At 59.9% G+C, this 14222-nt stretch carries 13 protein-coding genes; 10 read left to right on the top strand and 3 right to left on the bottom strand.

All coding sequences use genetic code 11. From position 1 onward, the window contains the following. Nucleotides 1-97 precede the first annotated feature (97 nt). Nucleotides 98-835, top strand: coding sequence for a fructosamine kinase family protein (locus tag HMPREF1257_RS00115; protein WP_034659024.1), 738 nt, complete (start codon nt 98-100; stop codon nt 833-835). On the opposite strand, the gene nadE is transcribed toward HMPREF1257_RS00115, so the two are convergent. After that, complete coding sequence (nadE, locus tag HMPREF1257_RS00120; RefSeq protein ID WP_023023728.1) at nt 832-1653, bottom strand: ammonia-dependent NAD(+) synthetase; 822 nt, start codon at nt 1651-1653, stop codon at nt 832-834. The genes HMPREF1257_RS00115 and nadE overlap by 4 nt on opposite strands. Before the next feature lie 27 nt (nt 1654-1680). Between nadE and HMPREF1257_RS00125 the strand changes: the two genes are divergently transcribed. From HMPREF1257_RS00125 to nrdE, 5 genes are all read left to right on the top strand, one after another. After that, nucleotides 1681-3030 carry a sugar porter family MFS transporter gene (locus HMPREF1257_RS00125; RefSeq protein ID WP_023023726.1) on the top strand — a complete coding sequence of 450 codons (1350 nt, stop codon included), beginning with the start codon at nt 1681-1683 and terminating at the stop codon, nt 3028-3030. Nucleotides 3031-3157: 127 nt separating this feature from the next. Beyond that, complete coding sequence (ykgO, locus tag HMPREF1257_RS00130) at nt 3158-3280, top strand: type B 50S ribosomal protein L36 (protein WP_003847162.1); 123 nt, start codon at nt 3158-3160, stop codon at nt 3278-3280. A 369-nt stretch (nt 3281-3649) separates the two neighbouring features. Then, nucleotides 3650-3889, top strand: a complete 240-nt coding sequence (nrdH, locus tag HMPREF1257_RS00135) for a glutaredoxin-like protein NrdH (protein WP_005284554.1) — start codon at nt 3650-3652, stop codon at nt 3887-3889. 24 nt (nt 3890-3913) lie between these two features. Continuing rightward, a complete protein-coding gene (nrdI, locus tag HMPREF1257_RS00140; protein WP_005277734.1) occupies nt 3914-4345 on the top strand; it encodes a class Ib ribonucleoside-diphosphate reductase assembly flavoprotein NrdI in 432 nt (143 codons plus the stop codon). Between the two features lie 54 nt (nt 4346-4399). Beyond that, a complete protein-coding gene (gene nrdE, locus HMPREF1257_RS00145; RefSeq protein ID WP_023023724.1) occupies nt 4400-6562 on the top strand; it encodes a class 1b ribonucleoside-diphosphate reductase subunit alpha in 2163 nt (720 codons plus the stop codon). Here the strand turns inward: nrdE and HMPREF1257_RS00150 are convergent. Next, the gene (locus HMPREF1257_RS00150) at nt 6559-7245 is read right to left on the bottom strand and encodes a FadR/GntR family transcriptional regulator (RefSeq protein WP_023023722.1); all 687 of its coding nucleotides are present in this window, start codon (nt 7243-7245) and stop codon (nt 6559-6561) included. The two genes, nrdE and HMPREF1257_RS00150, sit on opposite strands and share 4 nt — an antisense overlap. A gap of 130 nt (nt 7246-7375) precedes the next feature. On the opposite strand from HMPREF1257_RS00150, the gene nrdF reads away from it, so the two are divergent. From nrdF to HMPREF1257_RS00170, 4 genes are all read left to right on the top strand, one after another. Further along, on the top strand, nt 7376-8365 hold the full coding sequence (nrdF, locus tag HMPREF1257_RS00155; RefSeq protein WP_023023720.1) for a class 1b ribonucleoside-diphosphate reductase subunit beta: 990 nt from the start codon (nt 7376-7378) through the stop codon (nt 8363-8365). 322 nt (nt 8366-8687) lie between these two features. Further along, nucleotides 8688-10382, top strand: a complete 1695-nt coding sequence (gene ctaD, locus HMPREF1257_RS00160; protein WP_023023717.1) for a cytochrome c oxidase subunit I — start codon at nt 8688-8690, stop codon at nt 10380-10382. Between the two features lie 81 nt (nt 10383-10463). Continuing rightward, nucleotides 10464-11570, top strand: coding sequence for a phosphoserine phosphatase SerB (gene serB, locus HMPREF1257_RS00165; RefSeq protein ID WP_034659027.1), 1107 nt, complete (start codon nt 10464-10466; stop codon nt 11568-11570). Then, on the top strand, nt 11563-12285 hold the full coding sequence (locus tag HMPREF1257_RS00170) for a peptidyl-tRNA hydrolase (RefSeq protein WP_023023713.1): 723 nt from the start codon (nt 11563-11565) through the stop codon (nt 12283-12285). Before serB ends, HMPREF1257_RS00170 begins: the two co-directional genes overlap by 8 nt. Here HMPREF1257_RS00170 and HMPREF1257_RS00175 read toward each other — a convergent pair. After that, nucleotides 12251-14215 (bottom strand): ATP-dependent DNA helicase, encoded by a 1965-nt coding sequence (locus HMPREF1257_RS00175; RefSeq protein ID WP_034659028.1) that lies wholly within the window; start codon nt 14213-14215, stop codon nt 12251-12253. The two genes, HMPREF1257_RS00170 and HMPREF1257_RS00175, sit on opposite strands and share 35 nt — an antisense overlap. Nucleotides 14216-14222: the final 7 nt, after the last annotated feature.

Here is a 14222-nt window from a genome sequence, read left to right on the forward strand (position 1 = left end):
GTGGGCCAATTAACTAACTGAAAAACTTTGTCAATTAAAGTGCGAGGCATGTAATTCTAAGTTTTCCGGCCCAACCTGGTGTGCTACCGAAGTAGTTATGCTGGTCAATATGCAGACCTTTGCTAAGCAAGTACGCGATAAAGACCAAGCTGGTGCTGAGGCTGCCGGCCTCCGGTGGTTGGGTGAAGCCACTGATGCGGTAGCCACAGTAATCAGCGCCGACGATAAGGAAATCGTTACAGAACGCATCAACGAGGTAGCGCCCACTGCAGAGGCCGCGCGAAAATTTGGTGCGGAGCTCGCGCGCGTGCACCGTGCTGGGGCACCGGCTTTTGGCAGCGCGCCGGAGGGGTGGGAAGGAAGAAACTTCATCGGCACCATTGAACAGGAGTGCACGCCCACCGATAACTGGGGTGAATTCTATGCCCAGCAGCGCGTGCTGCCGTTTGCGGAGCCGGCCGGAATCAGTACTGCGCAAAGGGACTTGGTTAAGCGGGCTTGCGATGCGATTGCCGCCCGCAGCTGGGATGTGGCGCCTGCGCGCATCCACGGTGACCTGTGGGCGGGCAACCTGCTTTTCGATGCCCAGGGTGGCATCATGATCGATCCCGCAGCTCACGGCGGGCATCCGCACACTGATTTGGGCATGTTGGCGCTATTCGGCGCGCCCTATGTAGAGGAAATCTTCCGCGGCTATGGGGCGCCGAAAGATATTGAAACCTGGATTCCCATGCATCAACTGCACCCACTAGCTGTGCACGCGCTGACCCACGGCTCGGCCTATAACCGGCCGCTGGAGCGCGCGGCACTCGCCACGCTAGAGGCGCTGGCTTAGGCGGTTGGCCCTTGCGGCATCTGGCGCTTGTGGATGCCGCGGTGCCACAGGGTCTCGATGCGCTCGCGGGTGGCATCGGGAACCGCCTTGCCCTCTAAGTAGTCATCGATGTGGGCGTAGGTGACGCCGAGCGCCTCTTCATCGGGAAGCTGCGGCTTATCGTCTTCCAAATCCGCGGTGGGGACCTTGGACCACGTGGACTCTGGCGCACCTAAGTGCTTGAGCAATGCCGCGCCTTGGCGCTTATTTAGCCCGGCCAGGGGGAGTAGGTCTGCCGCGCCATCGCCCCACTTGGTGTAGAACGCGGTGACGTTTTCCGCTGCGTGATCCGTGCCCACAACCAGCGCGCCCACCTCGCCGGCGATGGCATATTGCGCGGTCATGCGCAGGCGCGCCTTGGCATTGCCGCGATTGAAATCGTTCAAGGAATCCTGGTTCACCGCACGGGCGACCTCGTGGCTCAGCGCTGCGGTGGCCGGTTGAATATCAACGGTGAGCCGGTGATCGGGGCGGATGAAATCGAGGGCGATCTGGGCATCGTCCTCATCCGCCTGCGTGCCGTGGGGCAGGCGCACGGCCCAAAATTCGGCGCCTTCTACCCGCTCTACTGCCAGCTGGGTGAGCTTTCCCGCCAGGGTGGAATCCTGGCCGCCGGAAATGCCCAGCACGTAGCCTTTGGCATGGGTCGTTTCCAAGTATTCCACGAGGAAATCTACGCGGCGGGCAATTTCCTCTTCTGGATCGATAAAGGGGCGTACATCCAGCTGTTTTATGATGGATTGTTGCAAGTTTTCGGCATCGGGTGACATGACGTTCATCGTAGTCTCCTGACACAATTGCGTGCTGTGAATAAAGAAAGTTATGTCAAGGTAGTTGCAGCAATTGCCGCCCTTGGCGGTTTATTATTTGGTTATGACACCGGCGTGATGTCCGGTGCTTTGCTGTATATCACCCCGGAATTTAATATGACAGCCCACCAAGAGGGGTGGGTAACCTCCATGCTGCTGGTGGGTGCCGCAGTGGGTGCTTTGACCGCAGGCCGCATTGCGGACCGGTTTGGCCGCCGCTTTACGCTGATCGCCGGCGGCATCATCTTTGTTTTGGGCTCCATCTGGTGTGCGCTGGCGGGGTCGGTGACCATGCTGGCCACGGCCCGTACCTTCCTAGGCTTTGCCGTTGGTGCGGTATCCATTGTTTCGCCCATGTATATCTCAGAGATGGTGCCGGCCAAGATCCGCGGGCGTATGGTCTCCCTGAATACCCTGTTGATCGTGGTAGGCCAGTTGTTGGCTTACTTGGTCAACTCGGCCCTCGCGCCCACGGAAAGTTGGGAATGGATGCTGGGGCTTGCGGCCGTACCGGGCGCGGCCCTCGCCGTGGGCATGCTCTTCTTGCCAGAGACCCCAGTCTGGCTTGCCACGCACAATAAGATGTCGCGGGCCCGTGAGGTCGCAGGCCGCGCCGGGATGGACCTGGCGGAGCTTACCTCCCAGGAAACGGCGCGCCGCTCCAGCGGCTCCGAGTGGAAGGCGCTGAAGGCCAATCGCTGGATGCAGGTGACGGTATTGCTCGCCATGCTGATGGGCCTGACCCAGCAGATCACCGGCGTTAATGCCATCGTCTACTTCGCTCCCACCATGATGAGCCAGGTTGGCATTTCTACCACCAACTCGGTCTATACCTCGATTGTCATTGGCGTGGTATCCGTTATCGCCTGTTGGGTGGGCCTCAAGGTGGTCGACCGCATCGGCCGCAAGCGCCTGCTGCTCATCGGCCTGACCGGCAACGTGATTTCGCTATTCATCTTGTCCGTGGCGTACTCGCACGCCGCCGATTCCACCACGATGGCGATGGTCTCGCTGGTATTTATGGCCTCGTTTATTGCCTTCCAGCAAGCGGCGGTCTCGCCGACGACCTGGTTGCTCATCTCGGAGCTCGTGCCCCTGCAGGTACGCGGCTTGGGCATGGGCATCGCCGGGCTCTCGCTGTGGGCCACCAACTGGGCCGTGGCCCAGTACTTCCTGCCGCTGGTGGAGTGGCTCACCGGCCCGGTGGCCTTTGGCGTCTTCGGCGTACTGGGGCTCATAGCCATCGGCTACACCCGCATTTTGGTGCCAGAGACTATGGGACGTAGCCTGGATGAGGTAGGCGAGGAGATGAAAACCCGTTACTCACGGGAATCCGCACCCCATTAAGCCCTAGTGTTTTGGTCTTAATGGCCGCGTGAGGTAAAATTATTCCTCGTGTCATGGCTGGGGATTCCCAGTCCGTGCTTTATTTACTCAACCGCATGTAGATTGCGCATAACGAAAGGAGCGCCCGATGAAGGTCCGTAAGTCCCTTCGGTCGCTGAAGAAGAAGCCGGGCGCCCAGGTTATTCGCCGCCACGGTAAGGTCTTCGTGATCAACAAGAAGGATCCCCGTTTCAAGGCTCGTCAGGGTTAATTGAAACTTAAGGAAGTCCGCCTCCTCCGAGTGTTCGGAGTGGGGCGGACTTTTCGTTTTCTACGGTTCGACGCCAGAATGTGAACTTTGCCACATGTTTAGGTGAACAGAAGGTAAACCCGCAGGAATGTCAGGCGTGTAGTTTCACGGTTGGGTGCCGGGGTGGTCAACATGTGGGGTCTCGCCCCTGGTCCTCCTGGGAATATCATGGGTGTAACTACTATATGTTGTGTCAGTTGCGTTCAATTCCCCCAAAGTATAGTGTCGTTGGTGTCGCTCAGAGCGGTGCAGGAAGTGGCCCGAAAAGGACCAGAACCTCCGCTTTCTACGAGCAAAAGCCATCTCGCAAAAGGATTTTAGGGAGTTATTATGTCTATCACCGTCTACACCAAGCCCGCTTGCGTTCAGTGCAACGCCACCAAGAAGGCCCTTGATCGCGCGGGTCTGGATTACAACGTGGTAGATGTCACCGTGGACGATGAAGCCCGTGACTACATTATGGCTCTGGGCTACGTCCAGGCACCCGTCGTGGAAGCCAACGGCGAGCACTGGTCCGGCTTCCGCCCTGACCGCATCAAGAACCTTGCCGCGCTAGCCGCCTCTGCGTAAGTAGCCGAGGAGGGAGGTGCCGTCATGTTGGTCGTGTATTTTTCCTCTACTACGGAAAATACGCACCGGTTCGTGCAGAAGCTAGGTTTTCCTAGCGCGCGAATCCCTTTGCGCCGCACCGATGAGCCGCTAGTGGTCAACGAGCCTTTCGTCTTGGTGTGCCCCACCTACGGCGGGGGAGCCTCCATTAGCCACCAAAACTCCCGGCCCGTACCGGTGCAGGTAATTAGATTCCTTAATAATGAGCACAACCGCAGTTTTATTCGGGCGGTTATCGCCGGAGGAAATAGCAACTTCGGCGCCGATTTTGGCAAGGCTGGTGACGTCATCAGCGCCAAATGTAAGGTGCCCTATGTATATCGTTTCGAGTTGCTCGGAAACGATGAAGATATAAAAATTTGTCGCGAAGGCCTGCTGGCTAATGCTTCCCAGTTGGGACTGGATGAGGCAGCCTAGCCGCGGTGCGACACACCTAATAGAATCCTGATTTTAAGAAAGGCCGCGTCAGCTGTGAGTACGCAATTGGGAAAGACCGTAGCAGAGCCAGTATCGCAGGAAGAGCAGCTGGATTACCACGCGCTCAACGCCATGCTGAATCTCTACGACGGAGACGGCAAGATTCAATTTGATAAGGACCGCGAGGCCGCCAATCAGTTCTTCTTGCAGCACGTTAATCAGAACACGGTCTACTTCCACGACTTGGAAGAAAAGATCGATTACCTGGTGCGCAATAAGTACTATGACCCAGCGGTCATTGAGGCTTATGACTTCGAGTTCATCAAGTCCCTATTCAAGCGCGCCTACTCTTATAAGTTCCGCTTTAAGTCCTTCCTTGGCGCCTATAAGTACTACACCAGCTATACGCTGAAGACCTTCGACGGCCGCCGGTACTTGGAGCGCTTTGAGGACCGCGTCTCTATGACGGCGCTTTTCCTTGGTGATGGCGATGGTGAGCTGGCAGAGCGCCTCGTCGATGAGATCATGACCGGCCGCTTCCAGCCGGCTACGCCGACCTTCCTGAATGCCGGCAAGCAGCAGCGCGGAGAATTGGTTTCCTGCTTCCTGCTCCGCATCGAAGACAATATGGAATCCATCGGCCGTTCCATCAACTCCGCGCTGCAGCTGTCCAAGCGCGGCGGCGGCGTGGCCCTGCTGCTGTCCAATATCCGCGAATCCGGCGCGCCGATCAAGCACATCGAGAACCAGTCTTCCGGCGTCATCCCAGTGATGAAGATGCTGGAGGATGCATTCTCCTACGCCAACCAGCTCGGTGCGCGCCAGGGCGCGGGCGCGGTGTACCTCAACGCCCACCACCCGGACATCATGAACTTCCTCGACACCAAGCGCGAGAACGCGGATGAAAAGATCCGCATTAAGACCCTGTCCTTGGGCGTGGTGATCCCGGATATCACCTTCGAGCTAGCCAAGAACAACGACGATATGTACCTGTTCTCGCCGTACGACGTCGAGCGCGTCTACGGCAAGGCCTTCGGCGATATCTCCGTTACCGAGCACTACGAAGAAATGGTCGAGGACCCGCGCATCCGGAAGAAGAAGATCAACGCGCGCCACTTCTTCCAAACCGTGGCGGAGTTGCAGTTCGAGTCCGGCTACCCGTACATCATGTATGAAGATACGGTAAACCGCGCCAACCCGGTCAAGACCTCCCGGATTAATATGTCCAACCTGTGCTCGGAGATCTTGCAGGTCAACTCCGCTTCCGAGCTCAATGCGGATCTTTCTTATGACCAGGTGGGCAACGATATTTCCTGCAACCTGGGTTCGCTGAATATCGCCATGACCATGGACTCGCCGGACTTCTCCCAAACGGTGGAGACCGCGATTCGCGGGCTGACCTCGGTGGCGGATAAGACCTCCATCGATTCCGTTCCATCCGTGCGCAAGGGCAACGATGACTCGCACGCCATCGGCCTGGGCCAGATGAACCTGCACGGCTACTTGGGCCGCGAGCACATCGAGTACGGCTCCGAGGAGGGCTTGGACTTCACCAACGCCTACTTCGCGGCCATCATGTACGCCGCCCTGCGCGCCTCCAATAAGATCGCCCGCGAGCGCGACACGACCTTCACCGAGTTCCCCGAATCCGACTACGCCAGCGGCGAGTTCTTTGACTCCTACGATCCGGCGGAGTTCCAGCCGCGCACGGAGAAGGTCAAGGCTCTTTTCGATGCCTCCTCTATCTACACCCCCACCGCAGAAGACTGGGCGGAGCTGAAGGAGGACGTCGCCAAGCACGGCCTCTACAACCGCAACCTGCAGGCGGTGCCGCCGACGGGCTCGATTTCCTATATCAACAACTCCACATCGTCCATCCACCCGATCGCCTCCAAGATTGAAATCCGCAAGGAGGGCAAGATCGGCCGCGTGTACTACCCGGCAGCGCATATGGATAACGACAACTTGGAATACTTCAAGGACTCGTACGAGATTGGCTACGAGAAGATCGTTGATACCTACGCTGAGGCCACGAAGTACGTGGACCAAGGGCTATCGCTGACGCTGTTCTTCAAGGACACCGCCACCACCCGCGATGTGAATAAGGCGCAGATTTACGCTTGGCGCAAGGGCATTAAGACCTTGTACTACATCCGCGTGCGCCAGATGGCCCTGGAAGGCACCGAGATCGAGGGCTGCGTTTCCTGCATGCTCTAAGCGCGGGCGCGGTCCAGGATAGCGCGGGAGGTGCGCTCGGCGGCTTCGGCCTCGCCGGCATCAATCTCCCGCGCTAAATCCATATGTAGCTGCGTCGTGCCGCGAATCGGATCCCGCTTGCGGGAACCAAAGACGGACTTGCCCTTCAAGATGGCCAGCAAGGCCGGCGCCAGCGCGGCAATCATCTCATTGCCGGAGGCCTCCAAGATGAGGGTATGAAATTGCAGGTCGGTTTCGAGTTCTTCGCCCACCCGTGGGGAAGGGGTGGTCTCGAGCTCGCTGAGCCTTCCTGCTAGCCGCAGCAATTCGCGGCGCTGCTGTGGGCTGGCATTGCGCGCGGCAAGCTGCGCCGCCACCGGTTCGATGCCAAGACGCAATTCGTTGAGGCGCGCCACCTGTTCCGCGCGCGTCTTGTCGTGCGCCAGCCGCCACGAGATAACGGCGGGATCATAAACCGCCCAGCTACCGCGCGGCAGCACCTTGAGGCCCACCCGGCGCCCAGAGGAAACCATCCCTAGATGCTCGAGGGTGCGCATGGCCTCGCGCGCCACGGTGCGGGAGATGCCAAAGCGCTTTTCGATGTCCCCAAGGCGAAACCGCGTGCCTTCCGCCATGTCCCCGCTGACTATATCCGTGCCCAGTTGGTCTACTACAGGGCCTAAAAGGGGAGTGGTTTCTGCCATGGTGAGGGCGTCCTTTCCTGGCTGTGCACTGCGCTTTTAATATAGGCGCGGTGCGGCGGGCTGAGGCGGGGCGGCATTGGGTATGCTGGGACTCGAAATTCTACACAGTGAAGCATTGGAGTGACATCGCGTGTCGCACGAATACGATGACTACGTTGCTAGTCATGACAGCCCGGTAAAAGCTATCAACTGGAATACCATCCCCGATGACAAAGACCTCGAGGTATGGGAGCGGTTGACCGGTAATTTCTGGCTCCCGGAAAAGGTCCCAGTCTCTAATGATCTCCCCAGCTGGAAGACGCTGACGGAAAAAGAAAAAGAAACCACCATGCGGGTCTTTACCGGCCTGACGCTGCTGGATACCATCCAGGGCACGGTGGGCGCGATCTCCCTGCTGCCGGATTCGCAGACCCTGCACGAGGAAGCGGTATATACCAATATTGCCTTCATGGAGTCGGTGCACGCCAAGTCCTATTCCAATATCTTTATGACCTTGGCCTCCACGCCGATGATCAATGATGCCTTCCGCTGGTCCGAGGAGAACGAGAACCTGCAGAAGAAGGCCAAGATCATCTTGGCCTACTACAACGGCGATGATCCGCTGAAGAAGAAGGTAGCCTCCACGCTGCTGGAGTCCTTCCTTTTCTACTCTGGCTTCTATCTGCCGATGTACTTCTCCTCCCGCGCGAAGCTGACCAATACCGCCGATATCATCCGGCTGATCATTCGCGATGAGGCCGTGCACGGCTACTACATTGGCTATAAGTTCCAGCAGGAATACAAGAAGCTGGATGAAAAGCGCCAAGAGGAATTGAAGGACTACACCTTCGATCTGGCCTTCGAGCTCTATGACAACGAGATCGACTACACCGAGGATCTCTACGACGACCTGGGCTGGACCGAAGACGTCAAGCGTTTCCTGCGCTACAACGCCAATAAGGCCCTGAATAACTTGGGCTTTGAGGGCCTCTTCCCGGCCGATGAGACCCGCGTCTCGCCGGCCATCTTGTCTTCTCTTTCGCCCAATGCCGATGAGAACCATGACTTCTTCTCCGGTTCGGGTTCGTCCTATGTCATCGGCAAGGCCGAGGACACCACGGATGACGACTGGGACTTCTAACCTTTCCCGCGCACCCTCGCTTTAACCTCAACCGAAAGGTTGATAACGAGCGGGGGTGCGTTTTTCGGTTTTTGACCTGCGTATCTGGCGCACGCTGTGACATGCGACACCACAACCTGGGCGAGAGAACGTAGGCCTTAAATGATGCCCGCCCCACGTGCAGGGGCTATGTGGCGGTTGTGGTTATTGAGGAGATACCCCCAAGCTGGAAGACCTTTAAGAGAAGCTGGCAAGAACAGGGGAAAATGTCCTAATATAATCGAGGTAAACCTAGGTGTAGGTGGACCCCGTCCGCTGACACTTTGTTATTCAGGAGGATTCTATGACCGCTGTGGCGCCACGGGTCGACGATTACGTCGCTCCCACACGTCCAGAGCCAACCGGTAGGGAAAAGACCGGTTCAAAGGCTTGGGTATTTTTAACCACCACCGACCACAAGCAGCTGGGCATCATGTACTTGATCATGGCCTTCAGCTTCTTCTTCCTCGGTGGCTTTATGGCATTGCTGATCCGTGCGGAGCTTTTCACCCCGGGTCTGCAGTTCCTGTCCAATGAGCAGTTCAACCAGCTGTTCACCATGCACGGCACCGTGATGCTGCTGCTGTTTGCTACGCCAGTTGTTTGGGGCTTTGGTAACTACATTCTGCCTCTGCAAATCGGCGCGCCGGACGTGGCCTTCCCGCGTCTGAACGCCTTTGGTTTCTGGGTTACCCTGCTCGGCGGTGTTGTCATGCTGCTGGGCTTTATCACCCCTGGTGGTGCGGCTGACTTCGGCTGGACCATGTACATGCCGCTTGCCGATGGCGTACACACCCCCGGCATCGGCGCCGATATGTGGATCGTCGGTGTGGGCGCTACCGGTGTCGGTACCATTGCCTCCGCCATCAACATGATCACCACCATCTTGACCCTGCGCGCACCGGGCATGACTATGTTCCGCATGCCGGTCTTCTGCTGGGGCGTCTTCACCGCCTCCGCCATCGTGCTGATGATCTTCCCGCTGCTGACCGCAGCCGCCTTGGGCGTGCTGTATGACCGCAAGCTGGGCGGCCACATCTACGATTCCGCTAACGGCGGTGCCATCCTGTGGCAGCACCTGTTCTGGTTCTTCGGCCACCCCGAGGTCTACGTCCTCGCGCTGCCGTTCTTCGGCGTTGTCTCCGAGATTGTCCCGGTCTTTTCCCGCAAGCCGGTCTTCGGCTACATCGGCCTAGTCTTCGCCATCCTGGCTATCGGCTCGCTGTCCATGGCCGTGTGGGCACACCACTTGTTCGTCACCGGCGCCATCCTGCTGCCGTTCTTCTCGTTCATGACGTTCCTGATTGCGGTGCCTACCGGTGTGAAGTTCTTCAACTGGGTCGGCACCATGTGGAAGGGCCACATCACCTGGGATACCCCGATGATTTGGGTCATGGGCTTCATGGCTACCTTCCTCTTCGGTGGTATGACCGGTGTTATGCTCGCTTCTCCGGCGCTGGACTTCCACTTGGCTGAGTCCTACTTCCTGATTGCGCACTTCCACTACACCCTGTTCGGTACGGTTGTGTTCTCCGCATTCGGTGGCCTGTACTTCTGGTTCCCGAAGATGACCGGCCGCATGCTGGACGAGCGCCTAGGCAAGATTCACTTCTGGCTGACCTTCATCGGCTTCCACGGCACCTTCCTGATTCAGCACTGGGTCGGCAACATGGGTATGCCACGTCGCTACGCCGACTACCTGGAGTCCGATGGCTTCACGGTCTTCAACCAGATTTCCACCATCTTCTCCTTCGTTCTCGGCGCCTCCGTTATCCCGCTGGTCTGGAACGTATTCAAGTCTTGGCGCTACGGTGAGGTCGTTACCGTGGACGACCCATGGGGCTACGGCAACTCCTTGGAGTGGGCAACCTCCTGCCCGCCTCCGAGCCACAACTTCGTCTCCCTGCCACGCATCCGCTCCGAGCGTCCGGCATTCGAGCTGCACTACCCGCACATGGTTGAGCGCATGCGCGAGGAAGCTCACGTGGGCAAGCACTAAGCCCGCACTTTAACTCCTGACTACAGCCGCCTTCCCCAGCTTCTCAGAGGTAGGGAGGGCGGCTTTGGCGTGTGTGGGATAATGGTCGTTGTGAATATTCAAGCTGATACCACGATCATTACTAGCCTCGGACCAGATGTTCCGGGGGCGGCCGCCGCTTTCCTTACCGCGTTGGCTGATTTTCCTGACCCGCTTGCCGATGTCCACCTCGCCACCGTCTCCAACCACCTCGCCCTCACCGCGCAGTGCGGTAACGCTGGCCTAGAAGAACGAGTGCGCGAGGCCATGACACCCTTCGGGCACGAGGTGTCCGTTGCGCCAAGCTATGCCGTCGCGCTCATCGGCGCGGATATTACCGCCGAGGACATTAGCGCGGTGCAGGAGACCGTGAAAGGGGAGACGTTTCGCATGCGCCGGATAGCGCTGGATTCCCTTTTCGCGGTGGAACTTACCGTGGCACTCGAAGATGCCACCGCGGCGCGGCGGGAGCTGCGGCAAGTCGCCGTTGAACGTGGTATCGATATCTCCCTCGAGAGCTTGGGCAATCGCGGCCAGCGCTTGGTGTGCTTCGACTGCGATTCGACGCTGATTGAAGGCGAGGTTATCGAGATGCTCGCCGCCCACGCGGGCAAGGAAGCAGAAGTGGCCGCGGTGACCGAGCGCGCCATGCGCGGCGAATTGGACTTCGAGGAGTCCCTACGCGAGCGCGTCGCGGTGCTGGAGGGCCTAGATGCCTCCATCATCGATGAGGTTGCCCGCGATATCGAGCTGACACCTGGCGCTAAGGAAGCGATCGGTACCCTCCACCGTCTGGGCCACCGCACCGCCGTGGTCTCGGGTGGCTTTATTCAAGTTCTCGAGGGCTTGGCCACAGACCTCCAGCTCGACTACGTGCGGGCTAATACCTTGGAAATCCGCGATGGGAAGTTGACCGGCAAGGTGATTGGGCAGGTGGTCGACCGCCAGGCGAAGGAGGATTTCTTGCGCGAATTCGCCGCCGATTCCGGAATCGGCATGGAGTCCACCGTCGCGGTGGGCGATGGCGCTAATGACATCGCCATGGTCACCGCTGCCGGGTTGGGTGTTGCCTTTGACGCGAAGCCAGCGTTGCTCGAGACCGCCGATGCTTGCATCACCCCGCGCCGCCTCGACGCCGTCCTACCGATGCTGGGGATTGCCGATGACTAAGTTCGAGATAGCCCACCAGCGCCTCGTCGCCGCCTGCACGGCCCGCGATTCCCACGAGGACCCAGCGGACCCGTCCACCGTGCAAGCGATGCAGATAGCCCTCCACCTCCCCAAGCAGGATCCCCCGGCGCGCAGCGAGGTACTTACTGCGGCAGCCCGCGCCGTGGTGGCCGCCTGCCTAGATGACCGCGCCGGTGAGGACGGCGCCTTCGCCGCGGCGCTCGCGCAGTGGTACGGCCACCGCATCCGCAAGATCGCCCGCCGCGCGCGCAATAAGGCGTGGCGCGATGTGCAGCTACTGCCTGGTGTCACCGTTGATGACCGCGCGCGTGCGTTTGCGCCCTCGGCAGTGGGGGAGGTGGACCCGTTGATTAGCAAGCTGCAGATCGGTCATACGGATCTCGCAATGGACGAGCCAGGGCCTCCGCTTGCCGATGCCCCCATTTTCTACGTCGACCGCAGCCTCGCCATGACCGCGGGCAAGGCCGCCGCTCAAGTGGGCCACGGTTCGATGATGCTCGCCGCGGCTATGAGCCAAGAGGAAGCCGCCGCCTGGGCGGCAGAAGGTTTCCCGCTTTCCGTCCGCGAGGTGGACGCGGAGTTATTTGGCACCGCCTGCGCGCAGGAAGAGGCGGTGGTCATCATCGATGCCGGGTTTACCGAGATCGCCCCCGACTCGGCTACCGTGTGTGCGCTGCGGCGACCAATCGCTTAAGCGCCCCGCGCACCGTCTCCGGGTTCGTGGTTTGCCAGAACTGCGGCATGGACGCTTTGAGGAATGCGCCGTAGCGCTTGTATTCCAGCCGGTTATCCAGCACGGCGACGACCCCGCGGTCCGTTACGTGGCGCAACAGCCGCCCGGATCCCTGCGCCATGAGGAGGGCCGCGTGATTGGCGGAGACCTCCATAAACCCGGAGCGGCCGGCGGCGTCGGCTGCCTGGGATCTGGCCTGCAGCAGCGGGTTATCGGGCCGCGGGAAGGGGATGCGGTCAATGAGGACCAGCGAGCACGACGGCCCCGGAACGTCCACGCCTTGCCAGAGGGTTAAGGTGCCAAACAGGCAGGAGTTTTCCTTAGTGGAGAACTTGTCCACCAGCGTGCCGATGGCGTCTTCGCCCTGCACATACAAATCAAACGGCAACCGCGGCGCCAAGGCCTCCGCAGCCTCTTCCGCCGCCCTACGCGAGGAGAATAGCCCCAGCGTGCGCCCGCCGGCGGCCATGATGAGCTCGTATATTTCCTCCAAGGTTTCGGCGGACAGGCCGTCGCGCCCCGGTGCGGGGAGGTGCTTCGCGGTATACAAGATGCCGGCCTTCGCCGGGTCAAAGGGCGTTCCTGCATCGAGCGTGTCATACGTACCGGACGGCAGGCCCCATTGTGCCGCCATGGCGTCGAATCGCCCGCCCAGGGCCAGCGTGGCCGAGGTGAGTACGACCGTTTGCTCCCCAAATAGGTTCTCGCGCAGCATATGCGCGATAGACAGCGGCGCGACGGCAAGGGTATCGGTGCCCTCCAGCCACACGACATCGTCCTGCGCGGCAGGGTCATCGGTGGCGAAGACCTCCAGGATTCGCCCGATCGCCTCGGCCAAGTCCGTGAGGTGATTGCTTAAGTTTTGGCGCTCGGCGTTCTTTTCGGGGTCATCGTTGGCCTCGCCTTCTGGGGCGCGGGAGATGAGGGATTTAACGCGCAGGAACTCGTCGGCAAGCGCGCGCAAATGTGCCTGCGACGTCTCATCTAAATCCGTCCACCGGCCGGGCTCCTGCACGCGCAGCAGATCATCGAATTCATCCGCCAACTCCGCTAGGTTTCCGGCATTGCCCAGTGACTTGGCGCGGTTCGCCGCCATTTTAATGGCGCGGGAGGTAATCTCCGCGGTGGACACGGAGGTAATGCGTCCATCGAGCTCGTGGGCCTCGTCGATGATCGCCACATCGTGTTCGGGCAGGATATTGGCCTCAGAGATGGCATCGATCGCGAGCATGGCGTGGTTGGTGACGATGATATCGACATCGGCAGCCGCCCTGCGGGCCTCTTCGGCGAAGCAATCCGCACCGTGCGGGCAGCGCCCGGCGCCCAAGCACTCATTCGAGGTCACCGATACCGCCCGCCACACCAAATCCGGCACGCCGAAGTCTAAATCGTCCCTGTCGCCGGTCTCGGTCTCCTGCGCCCAGTCGTGGATGCGGCGCACGGCCTTGCCGCGGTAGGAGATATCGGACTCATCGATAAGAGCCTCCGGGTCATCCGGGGTGGCCGCGATCTTATTCAGGCATACGTAATTATTGCGGCCCTTCATGATGGCGAAGGTGGGGGTGCGCTCCATGACATCGGCTAGCGCCTCCGCCAGCCGCGGGAGGTCACGCTCCACCAATTGGCGCTGCAGGGCCAGCGTGGCGGTGGAGACGACGACGGTGGAAGCCGAGTTCATCGCATGCCGGATAGCCGGAACCAGGTAGGCCAGGGATTTACCCGTACCCGTGCCCGCCTGGACGGCGAGGTGGCGCTCGGATTCCAAGGCCTTGGATACCGCGTTGGCCATGCGAACCTGGCCCTCGCGGCGGGAGCCGCCGAGCGCGTCCACTGCCGCGCCTAGCAGCGTTTCCATGTCGTGGTTTAGGGGCTCATCTGCGGGGTCACTCACCCCACAC

The sequence above is a fragment of the Corynebacterium sp. KPL1814 genome, from assembly GCF_000478175.1.
Lineage (GTDB): Bacteria > Actinomycetota > Actinomycetes > Mycobacteriales > Mycobacteriaceae > Corynebacterium.

Excerpts from the sequence above, each read along its gene's own strand:
- ykgO (WP_003847162.1), top strand. The coding sequence starts at position 3,158 with ATGAAGGTCCGTAAGTCCCTTCGGTCGCTGAAGAAGAAGCCGGGCGCC.
- nrdH (WP_005284554.1), top strand. The coding sequence starts at position 3,650 with ATGTCTATCACCGTCTACACCAAGCCCGCTTGCGTTCAGTGCAACGCC.
- ctaD (WP_023023717.1), top strand. The coding sequence starts at position 8,688 with ATGACCGCTGTGGCGCCACGGGTCGACGATTACGTCGCTCCCACACGT.
- serB (WP_034659027.1), top strand. The coding sequence starts at position 10,464 with ATGGTCGTTGTGAATATTCAAGCTGATACCACGATCATTACTAGCCTC.
- HMPREF1257_RS00170 (WP_023023713.1), top strand. The coding sequence starts at position 11,563 with ATGACTAAGTTCGAGATAGCCCACCAGCGCCTCGTCGCCGCCTGCACG.
- nrdI (WP_005277734.1), top strand. The coding sequence starts at position 3,914 with ATGTTGGTCGTGTATTTTTCCTCTACTACGGAAAATACGCACCGGTTC.
- HMPREF1257_RS00150 (WP_023023722.1), bottom strand. The coding sequence starts at position 7,245 with ATGGCAGAAACCACTCCCCTTTTAGGCCCTGTAGTAGACCAACTGGGC.
- HMPREF1257_RS00115 (WP_034659024.1), top strand. The coding sequence starts at position 98 with ATGCTGGTCAATATGCAGACCTTTGCTAAGCAAGTACGCGATAAAGAC.
- nadE (WP_023023728.1), bottom strand. The coding sequence starts at position 1,653 with ATGAACGTCATGTCACCCGATGCCGAAAACTTGCAACAATCCATCATA.